The 26,058-nt window shown below is 49.6% G+C and carries 22 protein-coding genes and 1 tRNA gene; 8 read left to right on the top strand and 15 right to left on the bottom strand.

The genetic code is table 11. From position 1 onward, the window contains the following. Positions 1-128 precede the first annotated feature (128 nt). The 5 genes from KIF87_RS18340 to arsA (KIF87_RS18320) all read left to right on the top strand — a co-directional run bounded on the left by KIF87_RS18340 (position 129) and on the right by arsA (KIF87_RS18320) (position 3,936). Positions 129-452, top strand: a complete 324-nt coding sequence (locus KIF87_RS18340; RefSeq protein WP_213329982.1) for an ArsR/SmtB family transcription factor — start codon at positions 129-131, stop codon at positions 450-452. A gap of 1 nt (position 453) precedes the next feature. After that, positions 454-1,167, top strand: coding sequence for an arsenical resistance protein ArsH (arsH, locus tag KIF87_RS18335; protein WP_213329981.1), 714 nt, complete (start codon positions 454-456; stop codon positions 1,165-1,167). An 8-nt stretch (positions 1,168-1,175) separates the two neighbouring features. Further along, positions 1,176-1,715, top strand: coding sequence for a sigma-70 family RNA polymerase sigma factor (locus KIF87_RS18330; RefSeq protein WP_213329979.1), 540 nt, complete (start codon positions 1,176-1,178; stop codon positions 1,713-1,715). Between the two features lie 80 nt (positions 1,716-1,795). Further along, positions 1,796-2,158 carry an arsenic metallochaperone ArsD family protein gene (locus KIF87_RS18325; RefSeq protein WP_213329977.1) on the top strand — a complete coding sequence of 121 codons (363 nt, stop codon included), beginning with the start codon at positions 1,796-1,798 and terminating at the stop codon, positions 2,156-2,158. Positions 2,159-2,178: 20 nt separating this feature from the next. Next, on the top strand, positions 2,179-3,936 hold the full coding sequence (gene arsA, locus KIF87_RS18320) for an arsenical pump-driving ATPase (RefSeq protein ID WP_283771139.1): 1,758 nt from the start codon (positions 2,179-2,181) through the stop codon (positions 3,934-3,936). A gap of 32 nt (positions 3,937-3,968) precedes the next feature. Here arsA (KIF87_RS18320) and arsC read toward each other — a convergent pair whose 3' ends face one another. Genes arsC through arsR form a run of 5 tightly spaced genes read right to left on the bottom strand, consistent with a single transcriptional unit; the run spans position 3,969 to position 8,267 of the window. Further along, positions 3,969-4,394, bottom strand: coding sequence for a glutaredoxin-dependent arsenate reductase (arsC, locus tag KIF87_RS18315; protein WP_213329973.1), 426 nt, complete (start codon positions 4,392-4,394; stop codon positions 3,969-3,971). A 12-nt stretch (positions 4,395-4,406) separates the two neighbouring features. Further along, positions 4,407-5,696, bottom strand: coding sequence for an arsenite efflux transporter membrane subunit ArsB (gene arsB / locus KIF87_RS18310; RefSeq protein ID WP_174259807.1), 1,290 nt, complete (start codon positions 5,694-5,696; stop codon positions 4,407-4,409). Positions 5,697-5,743: 47 nt separating this feature from the next. After that, positions 5,744-7,495 carry an arsenite efflux transporter ATPase subunit ArsA gene (gene arsA, locus KIF87_RS18305; protein WP_174259808.1) on the bottom strand — a complete coding sequence of 584 codons (1,752 nt, stop codon included), beginning with the start codon at positions 7,493-7,495 and terminating at the stop codon, positions 5,744-5,746. Positions 7,496-7,512: 17 nt separating this feature from the next. Then, on the bottom strand, positions 7,513-7,875 hold the full coding sequence (arsD, locus tag KIF87_RS18300) for an arsenite efflux transporter metallochaperone ArsD (RefSeq protein ID WP_174259809.1): 363 nt from the start codon (positions 7,873-7,875) through the stop codon (positions 7,513-7,515). A 47-nt stretch (positions 7,876-7,922) separates the two neighbouring features. Next, on the bottom strand, positions 7,923-8,267 hold the full coding sequence (gene arsR, locus KIF87_RS18295) for an As(III)-sensing metalloregulatory transcriptional repressor ArsR (protein WP_174259810.1): 345 nt from the start codon (positions 8,265-8,267) through the stop codon (positions 7,923-7,925). Between the two features lie 202 nt (positions 8,268-8,469). Between arsR and KIF87_RS18290 the strand changes: the two genes are divergently transcribed. Then, positions 8,470-11,178: a TrlF family AAA-like ATPase gene (locus KIF87_RS18290; RefSeq protein WP_174259811.1), complete on the top strand. Its 2,709-nt coding sequence runs from the start codon at positions 8,470-8,472 to the stop codon at positions 11,176-11,178. A 281-nt stretch (positions 11,179-11,459) separates the two neighbouring features. Here the strand turns inward: KIF87_RS18290 and KIF87_RS18285 are convergent, their stop codons facing one another. The 7 genes from KIF87_RS18285 to proB form a co-directional block, all read right to left on the bottom strand. Beyond that, on the bottom strand, positions 11,460-14,600 hold the full coding sequence (locus KIF87_RS18285) for a DEAD/DEAH box helicase (protein WP_174259812.1): 3,141 nt from the start codon (positions 14,598-14,600) through the stop codon (positions 11,460-11,462). After that, positions 14,597-15,406 (bottom strand): Hachiman antiphage defense system protein HamA, encoded by an 810-nt coding sequence (locus tag KIF87_RS18280; RefSeq protein ID WP_174259813.1) that lies wholly within the window; start codon positions 15,404-15,406, stop codon positions 14,597-14,599. The genes KIF87_RS18285 and KIF87_RS18280 overlap by 4 nt, the downstream gene beginning before the upstream one ends. A 319-nt stretch (positions 15,407-15,725) precedes the next feature. Next, complete coding sequence (locus tag KIF87_RS18275) at positions 15,726-16,283, bottom strand: hypothetical protein (protein WP_071994603.1); 558 nt, start codon at positions 16,281-16,283, stop codon at positions 15,726-15,728. Between the two features lie 303 nt (positions 16,284-16,586). Continuing rightward, complete coding sequence (locus KIF87_RS18270) at positions 16,587-17,783, bottom strand: tyrosine-type recombinase/integrase (RefSeq protein WP_174259814.1); 1,197 nt, start codon at positions 17,781-17,783, stop codon at positions 16,587-16,589. Between the two features lie 163 nt (positions 17,784-17,946). Beyond that, positions 17,947-18,022, bottom strand: a tRNA-Thr gene (locus tag KIF87_RS18265). 111 nt (positions 18,023-18,133) lie between these two features. Then, entirely contained in the window at positions 18,134-19,387 is a 1,254-nt protein-coding gene (gene proA, locus KIF87_RS18260) for a glutamate-5-semialdehyde dehydrogenase (RefSeq protein ID WP_213329971.1), read from the bottom strand. Positions 19,388-19,398: 11 nt separating this feature from the next. Next, positions 19,399-20,502 (bottom strand): glutamate 5-kinase, encoded by a 1,104-nt coding sequence (gene proB / locus KIF87_RS18255; RefSeq protein ID WP_008501877.1) that lies wholly within the window; start codon positions 20,500-20,502, stop codon positions 19,399-19,401. Positions 20,503-20,807: 305 nt separating this feature from the next. Here proB and phoE point away from each other — a divergent pair, with 305 nt between their 5' ends. Beyond that, the gene (phoE, locus tag KIF87_RS18250; protein WP_032646978.1) at positions 20,808-21,860 is read left to right on the top strand and encodes a phosphoporin PhoE; all 1,053 of its coding nucleotides are present in this window, start codon (positions 20,808-20,810) and stop codon (positions 21,858-21,860) included. A 158-nt stretch (positions 21,861-22,018) separates the two neighbouring features. Here the strand turns inward: phoE and crl are convergent, their stop codons facing one another. The 3 genes from crl to gpt all read right to left on the bottom strand — a co-directional run bounded on the left by crl (position 22,019) and on the right by gpt (position 24,285). Then, the gene (gene crl / locus KIF87_RS18245; protein WP_023334619.1) at positions 22,019-22,420 is read right to left on the bottom strand and encodes a sigma factor-binding protein Crl; all 402 of its coding nucleotides are present in this window, start codon (positions 22,418-22,420) and stop codon (positions 22,019-22,021) included. A gap of 57 nt (positions 22,421-22,477) precedes the next feature. Continuing rightward, a complete protein-coding gene (gene frsA / locus KIF87_RS18240; protein WP_063145509.1) occupies positions 22,478-23,722 on the bottom strand; it encodes an esterase FrsA in 1,245 nt (414 codons plus the stop codon). Positions 23,723-23,826: 104 nt separating this feature from the next. Beyond that, complete coding sequence (gene gpt, locus KIF87_RS18235) at positions 23,827-24,285, bottom strand: xanthine phosphoribosyltransferase (RefSeq protein ID WP_010427903.1); 459 nt, start codon at positions 24,283-24,285, stop codon at positions 23,827-23,829. 260 nt (positions 24,286-24,545) lie between these two features. Here gpt and pepD point away from each other — a divergent pair, with 260 nt between their 5' ends. Further along, positions 24,546-26,003 (top strand): cytosol nonspecific dipeptidase, encoded by a 1,458-nt coding sequence (pepD, locus tag KIF87_RS18230; protein ID WP_121425635.1) that lies wholly within the window; start codon positions 24,546-24,548, stop codon positions 26,001-26,003. Positions 26,004-26,058: the final 55 nt, after the last annotated feature.

Here is a 26,058-nt window from a genome sequence, read left to right as displayed (position 1 = left end):
GACAATATCAGCCAGTAGAGCTCTCAACGTATATCTGAGCGTACCTACACCTACCATTCCCCCTCTTTTACCTGGAAAGGAAATCTGCTATATTTCTAAAATTCCGGAAATATAGAAATGAGACACAGATGGAGCTTTCAAAAGTAGCAAACACCCTGAAAGAGCTGGGTCATCCCACGCGCCTTAGCGTTTACAGAGAGCTGGTTAAAGCCGGGCATGAGGGGCTACCGGTTGGCGAACTGCAGAAGCGGCTCGGCATCCCCGCGTCTACGTTGAGCCATCATCTCTCATCGCTGATGTCAGTCTCTCTGGTTCGCCAGGAACGCCAGGGTAGAACGCTCTATTGCCATGCTCGATATGAGAGCCTTGAGGCTCTCATTACCTTCCTGACAGAAGAATGCTGCTCAGGGACTGACGACTGCCTCACCCTGCCCCAGAAGACGGAGAAGTAAAATGACAGGCGATCTGAAGAATGTTGATTCGGGTTTGTTTGACGCCTCAATCACAGAGGCAAGATTCGGCGTTCCTGCCGTTCCCCATCCGCCGCGAATCCTCATGCTATACGGCTCTGTACGTGAACGCTCTTACAGCCGATTGGCAACGGAAGAAGCGGCAAGATTGCTGACAGCCATGGGTGCAGAGGTGCGGATCTTCAATCCTTCTGGCCTGCCGCTTCCTGATGATGCGCCTGACTCGCATCCTAAAGTTATGGAACTGCGCGAGCTGGTTCGTTGGTCCGAAGGCATGGTGTGGTGCTCACCTGAACGCCATGGTGCGATGACCGGCATCATGAAGGCCCAGATTGACTGGATACCACTTTCTGAAGGCGCCGTTCGTCCTTCTCAGGGTAAGACACTGGCCGTTATGCAGGTCTGCGGTGGCTCTCAGTCTTTCAATGCCGTCAACCAGATGCGTATTCTTGGCCGCTGGATGCGGATGATCACCATCCCAAATCAATCCTCTGTGGCAAAAGCCTGGCAGGAGTTTGATGAAGATGGACGAATGAAACCGTCGTCTTATTACGACCGCATCGTGGATGTAATGGAAGAACTGGTGAAATTTACTCTGCTGACCCGAGGTAACTCAGCCTATCTCGTTGATCGCTACAGCGAACGAAAAGAGTCTGCAGAAGAACTTTCCCGGCGGGTTAATCAGAGCAAAATTTGAGGGCTGGTATGAGTGATGTAACGGCATTCAACAACTGCATGAGCGTGTTCTGGCGGCAACATGAAGTCGAACTCTCTCGCTTTTTGACATCGAAGACAGGTGATAGCGAAAAAGCAGCAGACCTTCTGCAGGAGCTATTCCTGCGTGCCCGCGCTCATTCAGACAGTTTCTGCGAGATGGAGAATCCGCGAGCCTGGCTGTATCGGGCGGCGAGGAATCTGCTGATTGATGAGTACCGCACCACCAGGGAGTTTGTTGAGCTGGAAGAAGATGCCCCATTAACAGACGCATCCCCTGATGCAATCTCAACGCTGGGTATTTGCCTGCCTGAAACATTACAGGCTTTACCCGAAGATGAGCGGTGGTTGATTGAAGAGTCCGACCTTAACCAGCGTCCCCAGCAGTCCCTGGCCGATGAACTGGGAATCACGCTTACGGCGTTTAAATCCCGTCTGCTTCGGGCCAGAAAACACCTGAAAGAGACGATGACAGAACTTTGTCAGATTGAGGCGGATGACAATTCACCCGTCTGCTGCCACAAAAAATGAATTAATCGCGCATCTTTTTCCCACCACCTTCGTTTACCTCAGTGTAAAGCCAATCGACTAAACACTGAGGTAAACAGTCCATGTCAAAAATTGAGATCTTTGAAGCAGCAGGCTGCTGCGCAACCAGTAGCGTTGTAGTTAGCGACGAAGCCGTCAAATGGAATGCCAACGCCGAATGGGCGAAAAAGAATGGCGTTGATATTCAGCGCTACAGCCTTGCGAAGAACCCGCAGCAGTTCCTGAATACCCCTGTCATCAAAGAGTTCCTGAACACATCAGGAATGGAGTCCCTCCCCGTCACCTTGCTCGATGGGAAGCTCGTGATGGCAGGCAAACTCCCGACGCGTGAAGATATCGCCCGTTGGTCAGGTATTCCGCTTACTCAGGACTGGAGTGAAGACAGCACGCAACCACGCTGCTGCAGCATTCCACGTATGCCTTAATTCCAGAGGAGCTATTACTGATGAATATGCCATTTTTAAAAGACATTCCCCCGTTCATCTTCTTCACTGGCAAAGGTGGCGTGGGTAAAACATCTCTGGCCTGTGCTACTGCGGTATGGCTGGCCGATCAGGGTAAGAGAACGCTTCTGGTGAGTACCGATCCGGCTTCCAATGTCGGCCAGGTCTTTAGCCAGACTATCGGCCACCGAATCACAGATATCAGCACCGTAGAAAATCTTGCTGCGATGGAAGTTGATCCGATGGCTGCAGCGCAAGCCTATCGTGACCGTGTGCTTGACCCTGTTCGCGGGCTGATGCCAGCCGAGGTGGTCAGCAGTATTGAAGAACAGCTTTCAGGTTCATGCACCACGGAAATCGCGGCATTTGATGAGTTTACTGGTCTTCTTACCGACCATGAGCTGCGGGAAAAGTATGACCATATCGTATTTGATACCGCGCCAACCGGTCACACCATCCGCATGCTTGAATTGCCGGGAGCCTGGAGCGGTTATCTGGAAGCGAACCCCGATGCCGCCGCTAACCTCGGGCCGCTGGTGGGGCTGGAGAAACAGCAGCACCAGTACTCCGATGCGGTTAAAGCGCTGTCTGATGCTGCACTCACGCGCTTAGTGCTAGTAGCTCGTGCCCAGGCCTCAACACTGAAAGAGGTATCACATACGCACGATGAGCTGTCTGCTATCGGTTTGCAGCATCAGCACCTTGCCATCAATGGTGTGCTGCCGCCGTTTGCGGGTGAGAATGATCCACTGGCGCAAAGTATTCTGGCTCGGGAAGAAAAAGCATTACAGGCAATGCCTGATAATCTGGCTAATCTTCCCCGCTCGCAACTGTATCTGAAGCCATTTAATCTGGTCGGTCTGGAAGCTCTGCGTGAATTATTTACAGAGAGTAAAGCCGCACCGGCTCTCCCTGATACCACGCTGAATGCTCTGGATTTACCGAAACTTGCTTCACTGGTTGATGAACTGAGCCAGACTGGCAAAGGGCTGGTCATGACGATGGGTAAAGGCGGGGTGGGTAAAACGACCGTTGCGGCATCGGTGGCGGTATCCCTGGCTAAGCGCGGTCACAAAGTTCACCTGACTACATCCGATCCGGCAGCACATCTGTCTTACACGCTGGATGGCTCGCTGCCCAATCTTCAGGTCAGCCGTATTGACCCGAAGGTGGAGACAGAGCGTTATCGCCGTTTTGTACTGGAAAATCAGGGTAGAGGATTAGACGCTGAGGGACTGGCGGTGCTGGAGGAAGATCTCCGCTCACCCTGTACTGAAGAGATCGCCGTCTTCCAGGCATTCTCGCGGATCATCAAAGAGGCAGACGACCATTTTATCATTATGGACACCGCGCCAACGGGTCACACGCTTCTGCTACTGGATGCGACTGGAGCCTACCACCGGGAAATGGTGCGCCAGATGGGGCAAACACATGACCATGTGATGACGCCAATGATGCAATTGCAGGACCCGGAGAAGACGAAGGTGATTATCGTGACGCTTGCCGAAACGACACCTGTACTGGAAGCCGCTAACCTGCAGCAGGATCTGCGTCGCGCTGGCATCGAGCCGTGGGCATGGGTCGTTAATAACAGCCTGGCCGCTGCTGAATCGTCTTCGCCTTTCCTGAAGACCAGGGCGAACCGCGAGCTGCCTCTCATTTCTGATGTGGAAGAGCAGTATGCAAAGCGTATTGCATTAACAGCGCTACAGAGCGAAGAGCCGGTTGGTATTGACCTGCTGGAAGAAATGGCGAAGTAATAATGAAGGGGGGCATTTGCCCCCCTTCATCTTTATTTCAGCCTTTTACCTGCATCATCAACGACTTTTTCACCATCTTCCTTGGTGAAAGCCGCTTTCTGGGCATCTGGAAGGATATCCAGAACCACCTCTGAAGGACGGCAAAGTTTAGTTCCCAGTGGCGTCACGACAATCGGACGGTTAATCAAAATCGGATGTTGCAGCATAAAGTCAATGAGCTGGCTGTCAGTAAATTTATCTTCTGCAAGCCCCAGTTCCTCATACGGCTCGACGTTCTTACGCAGCAAAGCACGAACGGAAATGCCCATATCCGCAATGAGTTTGACCAGTTCATCGCGTGAAGGTGGAGTCTCAAGGTAAAGAATAACGGTCGGCTCGATACCGCTGTTGCGGATCATCTCCAGCGTATTACGCGACGTGCCGCAGGCTGGGTTGTGATAAATGGTGATGTTGCTCATATCAGTATCTCATTACAAAGTGAAAGAGAGACGTAGCGCCAGCGCGGCCAGCGTTACAAACAGCACAGGCAGAGTCATGACGATCCCGGTGCGGAAATAGTATCCCCAGGTGATGGTCATGTTCTTCTGTGAAAGGACATGCAGCCAGAGCAGCGTTGCCAGGCTACCAATCGGTGTAATTTTCGGTCCCAGATCGCAGCCAATCACGTTGGCATAAATCATCGCCTCTTTGATAACGCCTGTTGCGGTGCTGCCATCAATAGAGAGAGCGCCAACCAGCACGGTAGGCATGTTATTCATGATGGAAGACAGGAAAGCCGTCAGGAAGCCGGTACCAAACGTCGCGGTCCAAAGTCCTTTATCTGCCAGCACGTTCAGCACACTGGAGAGATATTCTGTTAGACCGGCATTACGCAGACCATAGACCACCAGATACATCCCCAGCGAGAATATGACGATCTGCCATGGCGCACCACGCAGCACTTTGCCAGTGTTAATGGCATGGCCTCGTTTCGCCACCGCAAACAGGATTACAGCGCCAACAGCCGCAATCGCGCTAACGGGAATACCGAGCGGCTCAAGAACGAAAAAGCCAACCAGAAGAAGGATCAACACTATCCAGCCAGTTCTGAAGGTTGCCAGATCTTTAATCGCTTTTGCCGGTGCTTTCAGGAGAGCCAGGTCGTAAGTCGGCGGAATATCTTTGCGGAAGAACAGATGCAGCATCACCAGCGTGGCGATAATGGCTGCGATATCCACCGGTACCATTACCGACGCATACTCAGTGAAACCCAGCCCAAAGAAGTCTGCAGAAACGATGTTAACCAGGTTGGACACGATAAGCGGCAGACTGGCCGTATCGGCAATAAACCCGGCGGCCATGACAAATGCCAGCGTAGTACCTTTACTAAAACCTAATGCAAGCAGCATGGCGATGACAATTGGAGTCAGAATCAATGCCGCGCCATCGTTGGCAAACAGTGCCGCCACCGCTGCGCCAAGCAAGACGATATAGGTAAACAGCAAACGCCCGCGACCGTTACCCCAACGTGAAACGTGCAACGCCGCCCATTCGAAAAAGCCGGATTCATCGAGCAGAAGGCTGATAATAATCACGGCAATAAAGGTTGCCGTTGCATTCCAGACGATATTCCACACAACAGGGATATCACCAAAATGGACTACGCCAGAGATCAACGCCAGTACCGCGCCCAGCGTCGCACTCCAGCCAATCCCTAATCCCTTCGGTTGCCAGATAACCAAAACGATGGTCAGGACAAAAATAGCGCCTGCCAGTAACATAATTCCTCCAGACAGGACGGCTCTGCCGCCCTGTATATACAAAAAAATTAAACGGCCAGCTCTCTAAGTTTCTCGATGCCAGTGGGTTCAGCAGCCATTACCGGTACTAACGCAATGCGGCTTGCATGCTGGTTCTTCACAGCCTCGATTTGAGGAAGTTCTTGTAGGGCGCGCTGGCAAAGTAGTAGTGAATGCGTCTGTGCAATCGAAAGGCTGTTATTGATAATCCAGCCCCAGGGATGAATCCCCGCACGTTCAAGATCGGACTGCAGGTTTGCCGCTTCCAGTACAGGTGTGGTTTCAGGCAGAGTGACCAGCAGGACTTTGGTACGTTCCGGGTCCTGAAGCTGCATCATCGGAGTGGTAAAATGACCTTTATCCCCCATCTTCCTGGCAATCTCACGGTGATAAGCCCCGGTAGCATCAAGCAGTAATAACGTATGCCCGGTAGGTGCCGTATCCATGACCACAAACCGTTTGCCTGCTTCACGAATTACGCGTGAGAACGCCTGGAACACCGCAATCTCTTCTGTGCAAGGAGAACGTAAATCCTCTTCGAGCAGCCGTTTCCCGGCCTCATCCAGATCCCTGCCTTTCGTCTCAAGAACATGCTGACGATAGCGTTCAGTTTCATCGTGAGGGTTGATTCGGCTGACCTGCAGATTTCTGAGACTGCCATTAAGCGTTGTACTCAGGTGTGCAGCAGGATCTGAGGTTGTGAGATGCACATCAAAACCCTTATCCGCCAGACTGACGGCGATAGCCGCAGCCATTGTGGTTTTACCCACCCCGCCTTTGCCCATCAGCATAATCAAACCGTGTTCACTACGGGCGATATCATCAACCATGGCAGACAGCGACACATTCTCTGGCTTGTTCTGCATGCTCTGTACAGGAAGCGATGCTGATTCGGCATATTCGTTTAGCAGGCTTTTCAGCGCGGAGACACCAACCATGTTCAGCGGTTGAAGGAATAGTGTATCTGTCGGCAAGCCAGATAACCCAGCAGGAAGATTTGCCAGCGCCTCTTGTTCCCGTTGCCATATTGCAGCGGCCAGGGCGTCATGTTCAGCTTCGGCTTTAGGCAGCACACCATTAATAACCAGGTACTGGTTTTTCAGGCCAATTGCGGCGAGTTCTTCATGGGTGCGGGCGACTTCCTGCAGCGTAGATTTTTGCAGTCGTGCAACCAGAACCAGGCGGGTACTTTCAGGATCGGATAACGCCTCTACCGCATGAGCATACTGCTCACGCTGCTTTTCCAGCCCGGCCATTGGGCCAAGACAGGAAGCACCATCTGGATTACTTTCAATGAAGCTACTCCAGGCTCCGGGAAGCTGGAGAAGGCGAATCGTGTGGCCCGTCGGCGCTGTATCAAAAATGATGTGATCGAAGCGGGTCAGCAGAGAAGCGTCGGTCAGTAAGCCAGTAAACTCGTCGAACGCAGCAATCTCTGTCGTACAAGCTCCTGAAAGCTGTTCACTGATGCTGTTAACAACGTCATCAGGCAAAAGACCTTTAATTGGGTCAACGATTCTGGCACGGTATTGCTGGGCGGCGTCCTGCGGGTCAATCTCCAGAGCCGAAAGACCAGGCACAGCAGTCACGGGCTGGATAGTGTTACCGATAGTCTGATCGAATACCTGACCGACGTTAGAAGCCGGGTCGGTACTGACAAGCAGAACACGCTTTCCCAGTTCAGCCAGACGTATAGCTGTTGCACAGGAAATTGACGTTTTGCCTACACCTCCCTTACCGGTGAAAAACAGGTAAGACGGGATATTCTGTAAGAATTTCATATGTCCTCCTGACATACTCAACAACAGGAAGTTTTACCACCACAGCAACTGGTGGAAGCTAAACCCACCTTTTCCAGCGGTATACCAAACCAGCGAGCTAGTTCAGCGCGTTTTGGGTATCGCCCGGCCATCACCGTTTCACCATCCAGTAACAGCAGCGGAAGCCCTTCAGCTCCAGAAGCTTCAAGGAAAGCTTTCGCTTTTTCGTTCTCAACGAAGCTCATCGGCTGTTGCGCCAGGTTAAAACGTTCGATCTGGACCCCACGCCCTTTCAGCCATTGCTCATCAGCAGAAAAATCGACCAGAACCTGATCGACATCTGAACCACAAACGCCGGTACTGCAGCACATCGCCGGATCAAACACCGTTAACGTTTTCATCTTTAACACCTCACATTCGTAAAAACATATATGTACAGGCAAATTTTTTAGATACAAACAGCCTTACCGCTGCCAGAGCAGTTGGCTGATGCCAGCTTACGGGCGATGGCCTGTACGTCGTCCTGTTGGCTTAACCAGGCCTGCTCAATCACCTGAGCAGCCCAGGAAGGAATATGCGGAGATAAGCGGTAATGAACCCATTTCCCCTGCTTGCGATCCAGCAATAGGCCACTTTCCCGAAGCATTGCCAGATGACGGGAGATCTTGGGCTGTGACTGTTCTAGCGCAGTGCAAAGGTCGCACACGCACAGCTCTCCCATCTCTCTGAGCAGCAGTACGATCCCTAGACGGGTTTCATCGGAGAGGTTTTTGAAGAGTTGTAGGGGGTTCATAGGAATTTCTCCTCTGATGGAAATGTGCATTATTACGCGGAAAAAGGAAACTATCAACATCACATGCATTTTTTCATATATGAAAGAAAAAACACAAATTTTTTAAAATTTAATAGTAAAAAATTTGAATAGGAAATATGATTTAACATCATGTTTTAAAAGAATAAATATTTCCAGCTTAATAACTTAGTAGGACTTTGATATGAACACTAATGTAGGAAGCTATTGGTATAAATTTGATTTTCATACACACACTCCTGCCTCATCAGATTACAAAGTGCCAGGAGAAACAGCAAAAGAGTGGCTCATTGCCTTGATGGATAGAGAAGTTGACTGCGTTGCAGTAACTGACCATGTTAGTGGGACATGGATTGATATCTTGAAGCAAGAGCTAAAAGCGCTTGAAACATCCTATCAAGAATATCGCCCATTAATTTTATTCCCAGGATGTGAAATAACCGTAAGCACTGGGCAATCTCGGGTTCATATATTATCAATTTTTGACCCATCTTGTGACACAGCAAAAATAAATGGTGTGCTTGGCATGTGTGGGATTACGGAAGGACATGGAGATGCAGAATCAACATGCGCTACCGAATCTGTTGATAAAGTAATTGAGCTGATAAGCAAGCAAAATGGAATTGCTATTCCTGCGCATATTGATGGTCCTAAAGGGTTATTAAGGGGAATAAAAAATAACAACCCAGAAATAAGTACCTGGGCCAAAAAGATTGCTGCAGCAGAATTTGTCGATTTAAACTTCCTTGACAGCGTAGATGTAGAACTACAAAAGACATTTCAAGATATAGGTAGACTTAAAGGTTCAGATGCTCATGAAAAATCCAGGCTAGGAGCTAATACCTCTTGGATAAAGATGGGAAAACCAACAATTGATGGTTTAAGGCTTGCATTATACGATAATAAATTCTGCGTAAGTAACGAAATTGACGATCCGAATTCCCTACCAAACCTGTCAATTAACAACCTAACAATTAAAAAGATGACCCACTGTGGAATTATCCCAGGAAAACCTGTTGAGATAAAACTTCACCCTCTCTTCAATGCCATAATTGGTGGACGTGGCGCTGGCAAATCAACATTTGTTGAATCACTACGAATTGCGATGGGTAGATCTGAAGAGTTAGTCGGCTTACAATCTATAAAAAGTGATCTAGATTCTTTTATTGATGGAGTTACTAGAGATGATACCGAAATCAGCGTGGGAATAAAGAGACGAGATGATTTATTTAATGTGATATGGACAAAAAACAATGACATTGAAATAAAGAAATTTGAAAATGAAGAGTGGCAAGATGCTCCGGGGAAACCAGAGGAAAGATTCAATATAAGCATTTATAGCCAAAAGCAAATCAATGCCTTAGCATCTAATCCTGAAAGTTTACTAAACATAGTTGATCGAACACCACAAGTAGATATTTCCAGCTGGAAACAGAAATTAGCTTCCCAACAAGCTACATCAATTGATTTAGCGAAAAGCATTAGGAAAATTGAGCTGAGTGCTCTTGAAAAACCCTCTATTCAAGCACAAATTGATGACTTAAATTCTGATATAACCAGCTTTGAAAAGGGTGGCCATAAAGATGTTTTTAATAGCTACCAAACACTATCAAAAAAACAAACAAAAATAGAAGATAGTTTCCAAATCGAAAGTTTGAGCAATGCATTACAATCAATTATCGATTTTAACACAGTTCCTCTTGATTTATCTAATTTAGGACATGAGTTAGAAAATGAAAATGAAGTAAGTGAAATTCATAAAAACTTCACTTCTGAAATTGATAAAGTCATATCTGATATCAAATCATCAAAATCAAAGATTGACAGCATTGTACAGCAAGCCGTACAAGCACTCGACAACTCTGAATGGAAAAAAAATAGTAAAAAAATCATTGAACGGTATAAGGAAGTTGTTCAAGATTACGAAAGCAAAGGACATGAACTGAACCCTCAAGAATATGAACAATGGATAGAAAAAAGAAATAACACACAAAAACAGCTAGATGAAATTGTAGAAGGAGAAAATAAACTTAAGTCTTACAATACAGATTATAATCGTTCGATTTCCTTGAGTTACATATTACGTAGACGCCTACAAAAAAAACGAGAGAAATTCATCCGCTCAGTAATTGGCGGCAATAAATATGTTAAAATGTCAATCATTCCATTTGGAGATAAAAACAATATTGAAAATGATTTCCGTTCCATTCTAGGTTATAGCAATGGGTTCAATTCATCCATTTATCAAGATGATCGTGAAGATAGTTTACTTTATAAAGTAATAAATAATGGTGACGATTTAAAGAAAACGATAAGATATATCTCAGAAATAAAAGACACTATATTCAAAATTGCAGCAAGTGAAGATATAACTATACATAAAGTTGATGGCAGATTTAAAACCTCGCTATGTGAAAAAATAAAATCCCAGCCAGAAATATTAGAAAGAATCATTAATTGGCTACCACAAGACCGTTTACTGGTAGAATATGCAAGAGATGTTGAAAAAGGGAAGTTCGCCTCAATTGACAGAGGTTCTGCGGGACAGAAAGCTGCTGCAATTCTCGCCTTTCTGTTAAGTCATGGAGATAACCCAATAATAGTAGATCAGCCAGAAGATGATTTAGATAATGCTCTCATCAATAAGTTAATAGTATCTCAAATACATAACAACAAAAGAAGAAGACAAATTATAATCATCACCCACAACCCAAACATAGTTGTAAATGGAGATGCTGAATACATAAATGTTATGCATTTCAACGGCGGTCAGGTGCAATTATTATCTGCAGGTGGTTTATGTGACACTGATGTCAGACTTAATGTTTGTGAGATAATGGAAGGTGGTAAAGAGGCTTTTAACTTAAGATATAACCGCTTACTTAAAATGTAAAAACAACCTAATTGTAGCAACGGATTGCTACAATTAGGCTCAAAAAAAATATAGCCCTGAGTGTTTTAGATTAAATTTCCATAGTAAGCAAGTGTTATCTATATCACTGCATAACCTATCTAAGTGCTGGTGTGTTATACGTTTCGAGGATTAGTTTTTATCGACGTGAGCGAGCTGTAACTCAATCAAGACGGTGTTAAATACCTATTCATGAAAAATGGTACTCATCGTGTTGTGGACCCCATGCCGCGTAATGCACCTTGCTACGAGTCCACCAGACATCAGTATGAACTTAAAACGTAATTGAAATAAGCAGGGGTTCCTTTGACAACTTGCTCAATAGCGCTTAGATGATTTTGCCTAGCCTCATCAAATGAGCTGCCCCCATAGCCATCCTGGAGGAGAGCATCGCGAATAGTTTGAGAAATAAAACGGTCAGCAAATCCCGCCTCAAATATACTCATGGATAGCGCGTCAGGGAGGCCATTTTTTAGGCTCTTCTGAAAATGAGCGAGCGATGCCCCTTGCTCTCCGATTATTTCCTCTGGACTAAAAAGGAATTGTGCAAGAGCTGCAAGAATGAGCGAACAATCAAATGCCAGTGTGCTCTCCAAGAACTTAAGAATATCGTCGTCACTCACTTTCTGTTTACGCTTACCGGCTTTCTTTTTAACCTGCATCTGAGACACTTTACTGAAGATCTCTCCGTAACTCATTCCGCACATCCACGAAAGTGCGATCTCGAACCCTGCACCTGCAGGCTCGACACTACGGAAAAAACGATTGTCGCAGAGCTCGGTCAGTAGTGGCCAGACGGCATTGAGCCATCCATTAGAGGAATCCAGCGCTAGCAGCATTGCTCTATGTTCGCCTGACCATACTTCAATAAATTTAGTCTGCTTTGCGCCCAGCAATGTCTTGCCGAAGAATGCCTGCTTTAAGGGTGAGCTCTCAACCGACTCAATACGTCTGGCAACCAATCTGAAGTATTCTTCAAGTTTCTCAGCCTCTTCGGCAGAGGCAAGCGAGTACGCCAATGTCTCGCGTGCAAGTTCCCCGGCCCTCTGTTCAAAGGCGGTTGCATCCATCGCAGCACAGTTTGCCATTAGATAGCTTTCAAGTGTATGCGTCATCTTTTTCCGTTCTGCCAAGGAGCTCAACAGCGCTTTTACTAGAGCATCTTTTTGCGACTTACTGAGACGAGGGTCTGAATCCGCCACCAGATTAGCCCAGCCTTCCCACTCAACCTCCTTATCCATAAAATCCAGCAAATCGCCCCCAGCAAAGGGCAATTCTTGGTTACGGGGGAGTGCAAAAGGTTTTAACAATAAAAGGAGTGAACTGGTAACGCCTTCAGCGCGGTCAGGAGAGAGAAGCTCCACAGCGCTTTGAAATTTCCATCCTTCCTGCCAATTTTTCCTTCTGTCCCAAACTGTTGAATCAGCGAAGATTACAACCCCCTCAGTATGCATCCCTGCACGACCGGCACGCCCAATAAGATTCTGGAAGTCGCGAACTTTGACACGTCCTACCCCCTGATATACTCCCTGCACGATAAGATAGCGAATAGGCAAGTTTACACCTTGAGCAAGCGTAGATGTGCATGCAATAAAGTTAATCAGTCCTTTCTGCATAGCATGTTCTAGTGCTAAGCGTATACCCTGAGGTGTATTACTGTGATGCGTGTATATACCCAGCTTTGCAGCTTTTAAAAGAAAGGAATTGCTACCGAAATTACCCTCAATAATAGTTTTCAGTGCCATGACTTCTTCAGGATTAGCGTAGGTTGAAGGCCATAACGTGTTATATCCTGCATCCGCAATCTGGACAGCCCTTTTTGCTATACCATTTGCAATCAACTTTGTCCCACAGAAAATAGCTACGGATCCCTTACTAATAACGCGTAGACCCAAATAGAGCGATACGTCGCTCGATTTCGTCCGGGTCGGAAATATCGAGCTGTCTGCTTTAATTCCCGATAGCTGTGCCGCTTCGATTATTCTCGGAACAAAGTAGTCCTCTTTGTCATATCCATTTTCATGAAACATTAACTGTCCAAGCGACTCTGTCCAGCTTGCAAAGGCAACAGACCGGCTCGTAGGTAATAGCGTTGCGCCGTCAATAACCTGTGCCTTATCCTCACCCATCAGCCAGCTAGCAATGGCCTGTGGATTTTGCATCACAGCTGAAATAAGCAGAGTTTGTGCTGTATCAGGCAGCAATCCCTTGATTTCGGTGAGCAACAATTCATAGGTTATACCTCTCACGCCAGTATCAAACTGGTGCCCCTCGTCGTAAACGACAAGACCAATGTGTTTCAAAGCCTGAGAGGACTGACGCAGCACATAGAGAAACTTTTCGGGTGTGAGGACTAATACGTTCGATGTTGAGGGCGGGGCACTTCCCAGAAGGTCAGCAATTTGTTCAACGAAGTCAATCTGCAAGGCATCCGTCAGTTCATTGACTTTAATGTCATCGCCGGCCAAATCTTGCCGAAGTGATAAGGCAATTTCATGGCAGAGTGCCCGAAAGGGTGCAACCACAACCGCAAGCTTCGTGCGCCCAGACATGAATGCACTGCGCAGAACTAACTCAATCGACCTAGTTTTCCCGGCACTTGTAGGCATCTGAATCAAGCCCGAGTCACCTCTGAATATCCCTCTTTCCCCTAAAAGAATCTGAGAAGGCCAGAGTTCTTTAGGAAAGCGTTCCCTCTGAATGACCGGCCGCCAATGATCCACTGATAAACCTGAATATTGGGAGAGGGTTACCCAAGCAGATGCTGCAAGCCTCATACGACAAATCGATATGGCGACATCTGCATAAAGCACTTCCTCGGGAGTGCCCATTTTATAAGCCTCATTTCTGAGGAGTTTCATTAGTACATCAATCTCTTGTAGCTGGGTACCTTGGGCAAAATGGTTAGCAACAGCACGCGAAAACGATGTTAGCAGCGGTCCATAACGTTTGTCGTCTAAAAGCCAGTAACTCCTCCAGTCCGCTTTGAGCAACCATTGAAGCAAATGCTCAACATTGTTGTCTTCTTCTTTAGGTTCAATTCGACGGGCAAGGACTAAGCTACTTCCCGGGCGTCGAGCCACATAATAGGCGGCAGAGGCTAATAGTAATGTTGTGCTTTCGAGGCCTTGTGCAAATCCTGAATCCAGAACTGCGTCAAAAAAGCTGGCGCAGAAATTCAGCTCCGCTTGCGGCTCAGGGGGAAGAGAAACTAATGGCCGTGACAGCTCAGCCAGCACCCCGGTAACGTCGCCCAAGGTTGCTACGGTCATAATAAACAGCTGCAAAGGATCTGAACCTTCAGGCATTCTGAGATGCAGAGACTCATCCAGACCAAATTCGTACATCTTACCTTTCGAGCGTGTTATGCCAAAGAGGCGTTTGCTATTGAATCCAGCCTTCATTTGCAGGCCCTCTCGTAAAGTTCATGAACCAGTTTCATCTGAAGATCGGATCTCACAACCATCAGATAAAGTGCTGCCTCATTTGAGTGCGTGTTGGCCAGTGTCTTGGCAAGCTCTTCTTCATTGAAAGCTGTGTTGCAAAGAACAGCAACCGCACCTGAGTAATATGTATAAGGGTTATCTGCAGGATTCTGAAACCGTGCGATTCGGCTCACTTCCAGTGTCTTTCCTTCACGAAGGTACCTACGTTTAGTGGCGTTTAACGTGAAAGCTTGCCTTATGTGTTGATCGTTAGAACCATCGTCAACAGCATTTTGGAGCTGGCCACCATATGCACCACCTGAAAGAGACGCTTTAACTTCAAAGGCATAAAGGGCATCCCCTCGATTGGGAGTAGCAATATCCAACTGATGGAAGCCTAGTATATCAACGCCTTTGACGGACTCATTGTTGCTGGCTTTGTCAGCGTATTTTCCTCGGGGCACCCACAGATTGAGCGTGAACTCCAAGTAGTCGGAAATGAGAAATTCAGCGAAATCACCAGAACGAATTGATGGCCCGGGAGCCTTGACTTTGTCGGGGAAAATATGTGCATTTAGATACTGTTCTATCGTCATTCCTGTCCCGCACAAGAGCTCAGGAAGCTCCTGGTCTGTACAGTATTGCCGACGAAAATGCAGTGCCCAACTGTCAAGAATCGCCGGATCAGTTGGGGGCGAGAACTCCCAAACATTTATGGTCCGGCCTTCAACGGTTATCAAACCTGCTGACCTTAAATGTAAACCTTTTAAATGGTCGGGTAGCATAACAGCTCCTTTTGTTGGGCATTCACCTTAAAACAAGATCGGCAATCCATTACTACTGTAACAATGCTGTCAAAACATTAGATTAAACGTGGGATAGTAACCTCGTAAACAATTACTGGTTTGCAGTGGGGTAATTTACGGCATACTTGCCACCGCAATTAGTAGTTTTGGGGCTGACATTTATGACGGACGTCCTCGAGTCTGAGTTAAGGTATCTTATTCTGTTTATACGCACCCCGCGAAATCCTAGCCTGCCTCCTCTTAATCAGCTCAAACACATGCTAAAATGTCAGCCATTAACACAGGTCTGACCAGATACCTATTCACCACCCGTTGAATGCCACTGGAGCGATGATTCAATAATACGCCGATACATGGTGTCGATCTGACGCGGTGCACGACGAATGTATTGCTCCGCCCTATCTCTTTGTTCTCCAGATAGTTGTTCTAAATACTTCACAATTTTTTCGGCTGTTGGAAGGATTTCTTTACCGTTGAATTTTGGAGGGAGACCGGTCCATACCACATGGTCCACGTTATTGGTATCAGCCCATTCAGACAATCCTGGGATCAGTTTTGGAGAAGGCTGACCAGCAGACCACCTGCAAACATGCTTTTCAATATTTTTTATTGGGATACCTTCACGGCAACGCAAAGCCTCAATACTAGAGGTAAGATCCACTGATTCCATTATCGCCCACAGGGAAGGCACTAATCGATCAGTTTCGACTAGCACAAGCGTAATCCGTCCATCTAGCGACTGTCTGGCGAATTCAACGGATATAAGTGGGCCATCCTCAGACCATTTCCCCTGAACAGGTAAACCTCTTGGCTCCCAAATTAAGGAACCCCATCCAAGACAAGCGATACGAGCCATTATGCCTCCATTAGCATGGTCAGTTTAAAGGTAAAACTCACATATCTTACCGTGCCCCATTGGCACTACATTCAATCGACTTTCTGAATCCCTCACAGAGCGTTATAGCCTGCGTTTGTATCTATCGTTTGAACTTACATAACTAAGCAGATCTTCAGAAGTAAATGTAACTTTTCTCCAGAAAGCAGAAATGAAACTCAGCAAAAAAAGAAATTTTCTGGTATGGAACTCCTCCGTTTTGGAGGAGACCTGCTTGTATTTTCACTTTATCTAACGAATAAGTAGCTAAGTTTGTAGGTGAAATTATGATGCTATGATTAGATTAAATTTACCAATGTTATCAATGTAATCCGCATACCACTGCATCATCTCCCTCCGCCCTTCCAGATACAACGCATGGTTGTACGTCCCACGAATCGCATTCTTATCGACATGCGCAAGCTGGGTTTCAATCCATGCCGTATTGAACCCTTCCTCGTGCAAAATCGTACTCATCGTGTGACGGAAACCATGCCCCGTTACCCTCCCCGTATATCCAATCCGCTTAAACACCTGATTAATACTCGCTTCACTCATCGTCTTCCGGGGATCATTACGTCCCGGGAACACCAGTGGATATTGCCCTGACATCACTTTGAGTTGCTGTACGATTTCCAGCGCTTGGGTAGAGAGGGGGACAAGGTGAGGCCGTTTCATCTTCATACGCTCTGCAGGGATTTCCCATACCGCTTTCTCAAGATCAAATTCACTCCAGAAAGCACCTCGGAGCTCGCCAGTACGAACTCCTGTAAGGATCAGCAGACGAGCGGCAAGAACAACTAACGGGCTTCCTGTGTAGCCTGCGAGAGCTTTAAAGAATTCTGGTAACTCCTCAACAGTAAGGAAGGGATAATGCTTCGATTCATGCCCTGACATTGCGCTGGTAAGATCCGCTGCAGGATTGTATTCCGCACGACCGGTAACGATGGCGTAACGAAAGACTTCACTGCAACGCTGGCGAACCTTCTTGGCCTTCTCTGTCGCGCCACGGCTTTCCATTCGACGTAGCACATTCAGCAGAACCAAAGGCTTGATGTCATTCACCGGCAGTTGGCCAATATAAGGGAAAATATCTTTATTGAAGGCTTCGATAATGTCGGAGGCATAACCTTCTGACCACCGGCTCACCTTCGTTCCGTGCCATTCAAGTGCCACAGCCTGAAACGTATTATTGAGCTGCACATCGCGAACCAACTTTTCTTCTTTCTTGGCAAACGATGGATCGATACCTTCGGCCAGCTTTTTCTTGGCTTCATCACGTAGTGCCCTCGCTTGTGCAAGGGACACTGCCGGATAGACACCAAAAGCCATACGTTTCTCTTTTCCATTGAAGCGATATTTCATCCGCCAGTATCGAGAACCAGAAGGAACAACTTCAAGATACAAGCCTGCACCATCTGCTAGCTTGTAAGCTTTCTCTCTGGGTTTAGCAGCATCTACCTGTCGTGCATTAAGTTTCATTGGGGGCATCTCCCTGGACCGAACACAGAATGCCCCCACTTATGCCCCCAACTGCGACTTGATTTCGGTTGAGTCCAGTTGATAACAGGAGATAAGATACGGGCCAGAAACCGCAGTATACGGGCTTTTAGTTGATTTCGGTAGACCTGGGAAGAGTTTGAAATGGTGCCGATAATAGGAGTCGAACCTACGACCTTCGCATTACGAATGCGCTGCTCTACCAACTGAGCTATATCGGCCCTGAGAGGCCGGTTACGAGTGTAACCACGGGGCAAAAGGTTAGATCTATCCGGGTGATGCGTCAATGCCCTTTTGAATCAAACGGCTACTTTTGCATCACCCGTGATTATTTACGCACGAATCGTATCGTCACCGAAGCCGATCCACTTGTACGTGGTCAGCGCTTCCAGCCCCATCGGACCGCGCGCGTGCAGTTTCTGCGTGCTAACCGCCACCTCAGCGCCGAGGCCGAACTGGCCGCCGTCGGTAAAGCGGGTGGAGGCATTCACATAGACCGCAGAGGAATCCACTTCGTTCACGAAGCGATCGGCATTGCGCAGGGTGCGCGTCAGGATCGCGTCAGAATGCTGCGTGCCGTGTTCACGGATGTGCGCAATGGCGTCGTCGAGATCGGCAACGATTTTCACGTTCAGATCCAGTGACAGGAACTCATCGTCGTACTGCTCCGCTTTTACGGGAACAACGTTAGCCGGGCCTTCCTGAAGCAGTGCGAGCGCGTTGGCGTCAGCATGCAGCGTCACGCCGCTCTCTGCCATCTGTTTGCTCAGGGCCGGCAGGAAGATGTTCGCAATATCCTGATGCACCAGCAGCGTTTCTACGGTGTTACAGGTGCTTGGACGCTGGGTTTTCGCGTTAACGATAATCTTCAGCGCTGGTTCAATCTCAGCGCTGTCGTCGACAACGATATGACACACGCCGATACCGCCGGTGATCACCGGAATCGTCGACTGCTCGCGGCACAGCTTGTGCAGGCCCGCGCCGCCGCGTGGGATCAGCATGTCGATGTATTTGTCCATGCGCAGCATTTCGTTGACCAGCGCGCGGTCTGGGCTCTCAATCGCCTGTACGGCACCCGCCGGTAAGCCACACTCTTCCAGCGCCTGCTGAATGACTTTCACCGTCGCGGCGTTGGTTCGCCATGTCTCTTTCCCACCGCGCAGAATAGCGGCGTTACCGGTTTTCAGGCACAGGGAGGCGACATCCACCGTCACGTTTGGACGAGCTTCATAAATAACGCCGATAACGCCGAGCGGCACGCGGCGGCGCTCCAGGCGTAAACCGCTGTCGAGCAGCCCGCCGTCGATGACCTGCCCTACCGGGTCAGCCAGATTGCAGACCTGACGCACATCGTCGGCGATGCCTTTCAGGCGTGCCGGATTCAGCGCCAGACGGTCAAGCATCGCTTCGCTCAAACCATTTCGACGCGCTTCCAGTAAATCCTGCTCGTTAGCGAGCAAAATCTCCTGGGACTGTGATTCCAGATAATCAGCGATTTTTTCCAGCACGCGGTTTTTCTCGCGGCTGGAAAGGAGCGCCAGTTTGTAAGAGGCAGCCTTCGCGGCTGCGCCCATTTGTTCCAGCATGTTCTGGCTCCTTAACGAATAATCATGTCATCGCGATGCACGGCAACCGGACCATATTCATAGCCCAGAATGGCGTCGATCTGCTGCGAGTGGTGACCCGCGATGCGGCGCAGGGCATCGCTGTTATAACGGCTTACGCCGTGGGCGATGTCGCGGCCTTCGAGGTTACGGATACGGATCACTTCACCACGGGAGAAGTTGCCTGTCACGCTTTTAATTCCTTTAGGAAGTAATGAACTTCCTCGTTCCAGAATCGCGGCGGTTGCCCCTTCATCGACGACGAGTTCGCCAGCAGGAGGCGCGCCAAATATCCAGCGCTTGCGGTTTTCCAGCGGGGATTCCTGGGCGTGGAAGCGGGTACCGACGGAGATGCCTTCCATCACGTCACCAATCACGCCTGGGCGGCTGCCCGCCGCAATGATGGTGTCGATACCGGCGCGGCACGCGACGTCAGCGGCCTGCAGCTTGGTCCCCATACCGCCCGTTCCGAGGCCTGAAACGCTGTCACCGGCGATGGCGCGCAGCGCATCGTCGATACCGTGAACGTCGGTAATCAGCTCGGCTTCCGGATTGGAGCGCGGATCGGCGGTGAACAGCCCCTGCTGATCGGTCAGAAGGAGTAATTTATCGGCACCGGCCAGAATCGCGGCCAGCGCCGAGAGGTTATCGTTATCACCCACTTTGATTTCAGCGGTAGCAACGGCGTCGTTCTCGTTAATGACCGGAACAATATTGTTGTCCAGCAGCGCGCGCAGGGTATCGCGGGCGTTCAGGAAGCGCTCTCTGTCTTCCATATCCGCACGCGTCAGCAGCATCTGCCCGACGTGGATGCCATAGATAGAGAACAGCTGTTCCCAGAGTTGAATGAGTCGGCTTTGCCCCACGGCGGCCAGCAGCTGCTTGGAAGCGATCGTCGCGGGGAGTTCGGGGTAACCCAGGTGTTCACGCCCGGCGGCAATCGCCCCGGAGGTCACAATCACAATACGATGCCCTGCGGCATGTAGCTGAGCGCACTGACGTACAAGCTCAACAATGTGGGCGCGATTTAGGCGGCGCGATCCGCCTGTTAAAACACTGGTACCGAGTTTTACCACCAGCGTCTGGCTGTCACTCATGATTCTCTGCCGTTCAACGATAAGGGAAAGTAATGTCGAACGAACGTTTTAACAGGAGTCAGCCCCGTTGCCAACTGCCTTAGCACATCGTGAAACACTTTGTTGCGCGGGATCAGGAAGCCTAGCGGGAAAGTTTGACACTTTTATTACCGAAATAATAAATCACAGTTTTTTAAAATTATTCTTAGTTTGTCATAAAAGTTTCATTCCAGAACGATAAAACCCTTCCTGTTTTTTCACGGGACTTAAGCATGAGCTTAGCGTCTAGCGAATTTTTTTAGCGCGTTTATAAGACAGGATCGAAAATGAAAAAGAGCACTCTGGCATTAATGGTTATGGGCGTAGTGGCTTCTGCATCCGTTCACGCAGCTGAAGTTTATAATAAAGATGGTAATAAACTGGACGTGTACGGCAAAGTGAAAGCCATGCACTACATCAGTGATGATGCCACCAAAGATGGCGATCAGACTTACGTTCGTTTCGGTTTTAAAGGCGAAACTCAGATTAACGATCAGCTGACGGGCTATGGCCGTTGGGAATCTGAATTTGCAGGTAACAAAGCTGAGAGCGACTCCTCTCAGAAGACACGTCTGGCGTTCGCTGGTCTGAAGCTGAAAAACTTTGGTTCACTGGATTACGGTCGTAACCTGGGTGCCCTGTATGACGTCGAAGCATGGACCGATATGTTCCCTGAGTTCGGCGGAGACTCTTCCGCGCAAACCGATAACTTCATGACCAAGCGTGCCACTGGCCTTGCGACCTACCGCAACACCGACTTCTTCGGCGCGGTTGACGGTCTGGACATGACGCTGCAGTACCAGGGGAAAAACGAAAACCGTGACGCCAAGAAACAGAACGGTGACGGTTTTGGTACCTCTCTGACCTATGACTTCGGCGGCAGCGATTTCGCCGTCAGCGGTGCCTACACCAACTCTGACCGCACCAATGCTCAGAACCTGCTGGCGCGTGGCCAGGGCCAGAAAGCAGAAGCCTGGGCAACCGGTCTGAAATATGATGCAAACGATATTTATCTTGCCGCAATGTATTCTGAAACCCGCAATATGACGCCAATTTCCGGCGGGTTTGCTAATAAAGCGCAGAACTTTGAAGTTGTCGCACAATATCAGTTCGACTTTGGTCTGCGCCCGTCCCTGGGTTATGTCCAGTCTAAAGGCAAAGATATCGAAGGTATTGGTGACGAAGATCTGGTGAAATATATTGACGTTGGCGCGACCTATTACTTCAACAAAAATATGTCCACCTTTGTTGATTATAAAATCAACCAGATTGACGACAAAAATAAACTGGGCGTGAGCAGCGATGACATCGTTGCCGTGGGTATGACCTACCAGTTCTGATGATGCGGAATAAAAAACCGGCTTGATGCCGGTTTTTTTTGTCGGGGATTAATGCGGTCTGGTGCCCTCACCCCGGCCCTCTCCCACGGGGAGAGGGAGAAAACCATCAGTTTTGTAGGCCGGGTAAGGCGAAGCCGCCACCCGGCGCTGTGACACCATCAGGCAGTCAACTTCACCGCTTCGCTGGAAAAGTCATCCGCGGGTTCGAACTTGAGATCCAGAGTAGCCAGCAGTGCGCGAGCCTTATCGTGGAACTCTTTTAGCGTATATTCCAGGCGGTCAATCACTTCCTGATCTTTAATAGAGGTGGCCTGCCAGTTGCCGTCTTTATTAAACAGGCCAAACTGGTAGCTATACGTAAAACGTTTTTCCTCTGCTTCCATTTCCATCCACCAGCCCCAGAATTCACGTTTTTCGGGTGCAGGCTTCACGTTGACGCATACAGCCAGGCAGTCGAAAAAAAAGCGATTCTCTTCACACTGCTCTTCTCGAATATACGGGCCGAGAGCCATAAACTTCTTAATCAGTCTACTTTTCGGGTGTCCACTCGGTAACGTCATTGCGATCTCCTTTTGTGAAGCCACTGTTTTACCAAACCAGCGAAATTTAGCAATCTATTAACACAATCTCTGAGCGATCCAGCGCGTAATCTCTTTCAGCGCTTTGTCGAAATTCTGATAGACCGGGCTGAACGGCACTTCAAGCAATTTGCCATCCGCAGATGACGACGTGATTAAGCGCGACTCTTCTTCCGGACTGAACGGATCGTTTTTCCAGAACCCCGACAGCATCGGCGTTGGGCAGCGACGTCCCAGCAACCCTTGCGTTTTTAACGAGTAGCGATTGAGTTCAATACGCAGCGCTTCGTCTGACGCATCATGCATGCCAAGACGGCTGGCCAGCACATCAAGGTACATTTCAGGAACGCTCCCCTGACGCGCAGGATCGCTGAGCAGGGCGTGAACGACCGGACCAAGGCAGGCGACGGCTTTCAGACGAGAAGATTCAAGGTAAGCCAGACGCACCGCGACGTTCGCGCCAAAACGGAAGCCGAATGCCGCCACGCGGGTGTGGTCAACCCACGGAATGTTCTCCAGCGCTTTTAGCGCATGCTGGTGCAGCAGGCTGGAATCCTGCGTCAGTTTCCATTTGGATGAGAAACCGATTGAAGGCATATCAAGCGTCAGCATCGCGATCCCTTTTGGTGCGAAGTAGCGCTCAAAGAGGCTGTAATAATCGATTTGCAGGGAATCCAGCCCACCGCACATCAGTACGGTCGGGAACGGGCCGTCGCCTTCCGGCATATGCAGGAACCCGGTGACGGGTGCACCGCCTGGAATGCTGAACTCAAGCTCGCGCATTTGGCCCGGCAAACGCTGCGCCGCCTCTTCATAAGCACGGTTCGCCAGCGCTTGGGCCTGCTCCGCCAGCTCATCACCTTTCAGATGTGGATACGCGGCAATGGCGTAGAGATTGGCCGCATGCAGCCAGTGCTTGCCGCTGCGCGTGGCGTCCTCTTCCTGGCTGGCTTTTTGCTGCCAGAGCATCGCCTGTTTCGACCACTCATAGATCCAGTTGCCGCCACGGTAGCCCACCACCGTATCGTAAAGCTCGCTGTCGGTCCGTTCAGATTCGCTCATCACGATACGTGCCTGCACATCTAGGATTTCACGGGGATCAATACCGCGCCAGATCCACATCAGGCGGTTAATCATGCGATACCAGTGAGGCACGTTTTTGCCGTCTAACGCGGACTGGACGGCAGGCTGGGTACCCGGATTAAAGCGACGCACCAGCGTCGACGTTTCAGGGTGTTTGAAACGGGGTTTGAAGAGAGTCTCGGTGAGATTCGCCTGCGTCATTGCGTTGCCTCCATGAATACGTCATATGAAGACTATTGTAACGCGTGGCAGGCCAAAAAGAACAACGCCCGACATAGCCGGGCGTGTAAAGTTACGTACTGGTATTAACGGCCTGAAATAGGCGGTACGAAGACCACGCCCATATCCCATGGCTGTTCAATCCAGGTATCCTGCGGGATATCAATCACGTAATCGTCAACCAGTGGACGGCCAGCAGGTTTCGCGAAGATAGTGACGAAATGTGCTTTCGGATACATTTCGCGGATAGCGACCGCAGTACCGCCGGTATCCACCAGGTCATCAATAACGATGAAGCCTTCACCGTCGCCTTCCGCACGTTTCAGCACGGTCAGCTCGCGCTGGTTGTCATGGTCATAGCTGGAGATGCAAACGGTATCGACATGACGAATACCCAGCTCACGTGCCAGCAGCGCCCCCGGTACCAGACCGCCACGGCTGACGGCAATAATGCCTTTCCACTGTTCGGAAGGCATCAGACGCGCAGCCAGTTTGCGTGCGTGAATCTGCAACATGTCCCAGGTGACGACGTATTTTTCGCTCATGTGAAGTGTCCCAGCCTGTTTTTATACGGCTTAAAAAGTGTTCGAGGGGGAAATAGGTTGCGCGAGATTATAGAGATCTGACGCACTAAAAACCAGTGTTTAGCGCCCTCTGCCTGAGTTTTTACATGCTTTATGCTACCAGCCAGCAGAGAAAGTGGTATTCTCAGTTTCATCTCGCAAGCCTGACTTGTGGTAACTATTAACCTGCTAACCCTGTGGCCTGCAACCCTGTTTGCAGCGCCTCGACAAGGAGACTTATCGTGTCTGAACTGTCTCAATTATCTCCGCAGCCGCTGTGGGATATTTTTGCAAAAATCTGCTCCATTCCACACCCTTCCTACCATGAAGAACAGCTTGCCGAACATATTATGGGCTGGGCGAAGGAAAAAGGTCTGCATGCTGAACGCGACCAGGTTGGCAACATTCTGATCCGTAAACCTGCTACCGCAGGCATGGAAAACCGCAAACCGGTTGTGCTGCAGGCGCACCTGGACATGGTGCCACAGAAGAATAACGACACCGTTCACGACTTCACCAAAGACCCGATTCAACCGTACATCGACGGTGACTGGGTGAAAGCACGCGGCACTACCCTGGGCGCGGATAACGGCATCGGTATGGCCTCTGCGCTGGCGGTGCTGGCCGACGACAGCGTTGAGCACGGTCCACTGGAAGTGCTGCTGACCATGACCGAAGAAGCGGGCATGGACGGCGCGTTCGGTCTGCAGGCGAACTGGCTGCAGGCGGACATCCTGATCAACACCGATTCTGAAGAAGAAGGTGAGATCTACATGGGCTGCGCGGGCGGGATTGATTTCATCTCTACCCTGCCGCTGTCGCGCGAAGCGATCCCTGCAGGCTTCCAGACCTTCAAGCTGACGCTGAAAGGGCTGAAAGGCGGCCACTCCGGCGGCGATATTCACCTGGGTCTGGGTAACGCCAACAAGCTGCTGGCGCGCTTCCTGGCAGGCCATGCGGCCGAGCTGGATCTGCGTCTGGTAGACTTCAACGGCGGTACCCTGCGCAACGCGATCCCGCGTGAAGCGTTCACCACCGTAGCAGTACCGGCGGCAAAAGCGGACGAGCTGAAAAAACTCTCCAGCGTATACCTGGATATCCTGAAAAACGAACTGTCGGCGAAAGAGAAAAACCTGACCGTGGTGCTGGAATCCGTATCTACGGATAAAGCCGCGCTGACCGCGCAGTCTCGTGACACCTTCGTTCAGCTGCTGAACGCGACGCCAAACGGCGTGATCCGCAACTCTGACGTGGCGAAAGGCGTGGTGGAAACCTCACTGAACGTGGGCGTGGTGACCATGAGCGACGACAGCGCGGAAATCATCTGCCTGATCCGATCGCTTATCGACAGCGGTAAAGAGTACGTGGTGAGCATGCTGGAATCTCTGGGCACGCTGGCGGGCGCGAAAACGTCTGCAAAAGGCAGCTACCCGGGCTGGCAGCCGGATGCAAGTTCTCCGGTGATGGCGCTGGTGCGCGAAACCTATCAGCGTCTGTTCAACAGCACCCCGAACATCCAGGTGATCCACGCAGGTCTGGAATGTGGTCTGTTTAAGAAACCGTATCCGGATATGGATATGGTGTCCATCGGGCCAACCATTACCGGTCCGCACTCTCCGGATGAGCAGGTTCATATCGAAAGCGTCGGTCACTACTGGACGCTGCTGACCGAACTGCTGAAAGCGATCCCCGTTAAGTAATTAGCCGTTTGATGCCCGGTGGCGCTTCGCTTACCGGGCCTACGATTAAAGCACT

The sequence above is a fragment of the Enterobacter sp. 120016 genome, from assembly GCF_018383635.1.
GTDB lineage: Bacteria > Pseudomonadota > Gammaproteobacteria > Enterobacterales > Enterobacteriaceae > Enterobacter > Enterobacter asburiae_D.
The sequence above is the reverse complement of the archived record's forward strand: the minus strand, read 5'-3'. Positions and strand labels throughout refer to the sequence as shown.

Bases quoted from the DNA above. Each gene is read 5' to 3' on its own strand.
- KIF87_RS18340 (WP_213329982.1), top strand. From the start codon at position 129: ATGGAGCTTTCAAAAGTAGCAAACACCCTGAAAGAGCTGGGTCATCCC.
- arsH (WP_213329981.1), top strand. From the start codon at position 454: ATGACAGGCGATCTGAAGAATGTTGATTCGGGTTTGTTTGACGCCTCA.
- KIF87_RS18330 (WP_213329979.1), top strand. From the start codon at position 1,176: ATGAGTGATGTAACGGCATTCAACAACTGCATGAGCGTGTTCTGGCGG.
- KIF87_RS18325 (WP_213329977.1), top strand. From the start codon at position 1,796: ATGTCAAAAATTGAGATCTTTGAAGCAGCAGGCTGCTGCGCAACCAGT.
- arsA (WP_283771139.1), top strand. From the start codon at position 2,179: ATGAATATGCCATTTTTAAAAGACATTCCCCCGTTCATCTTCTTCACT.
- arsC (WP_213329973.1), bottom strand. From the start codon at position 4,394: ATGAGCAACATCACCATTTATCACAACCCAGCCTGCGGCACGTCGCGT.
- arsB (WP_174259807.1), bottom strand. From the start codon at position 5,696: ATGTTACTGGCAGGCGCTATTTTTGTCCTGACCATCGTTTTGGTTATC.
- arsA (WP_174259808.1), bottom strand. From the start codon at position 7,495: ATGAAATTCTTACAGAATATCCCGTCTTACCTGTTTTTCACCGGTAAG.
- arsD (WP_174259809.1), bottom strand. From the start codon at position 7,875: ATGAAAACGTTAACGGTGTTTGATCCGGCGATGTGCTGCAGTACCGGC.
- arsR (WP_174259810.1), bottom strand. From the start codon at position 8,267: ATGAACCCCCTACAACTCTTCAAAAACCTCTCCGATGAAACCCGTCTA.
- KIF87_RS18290 (WP_174259811.1), top strand. From the start codon at position 8,470: ATGAACACTAATGTAGGAAGCTATTGGTATAAATTTGATTTTCATACA.
- KIF87_RS18285 (WP_174259812.1), bottom strand. From the start codon at position 14,600: ATGAAGGCTGGATTCAATAGCAAACGCCTCTTTGGCATAACACGCTCG.
- KIF87_RS18280 (WP_174259813.1), bottom strand. From the start codon at position 15,406: ATGCTACCCGACCATTTAAAAGGTTTACATTTAAGGTCAGCAGGTTTG.
- KIF87_RS18275 (WP_071994603.1), bottom strand. From the start codon at position 16,283: ATGGCTCGTATCGCTTGTCTTGGATGGGGTTCCTTAATTTGGGAGCCA.
- KIF87_RS18270 (WP_174259814.1), bottom strand. From the start codon at position 17,783: ATGAAACTTAATGCACGACAGGTAGATGCTGCTAAACCCAGAGAGAAA.
- proA (WP_213329971.1), bottom strand. From the start codon at position 19,387: ATGCTGGAACAAATGGGCGCAGCCGCGAAGGCTGCCTCTTACAAACTG.
- proB (WP_008501877.1), bottom strand. From the start codon at position 20,502: ATGAGTGACAGCCAGACGCTGGTGGTAAAACTCGGTACCAGTGTTTTA.
- phoE (WP_032646978.1), top strand. From the start codon at position 20,808: ATGAAAAAGAGCACTCTGGCATTAATGGTTATGGGCGTAGTGGCTTCT.
- crl (WP_023334619.1), bottom strand. From the start codon at position 22,420: ATGACGTTACCGAGTGGACACCCGAAAAGTAGACTGATTAAGAAGTTT.
- frsA (WP_063145509.1), bottom strand. From the start codon at position 23,722: ATGACGCAGGCGAATCTCACCGAGACTCTCTTCAAACCCCGTTTCAAA.
- gpt (WP_010427903.1), bottom strand. From the start codon at position 24,285: ATGAGCGAAAAATACGTCGTCACCTGGGACATGTTGCAGATTCACGCA.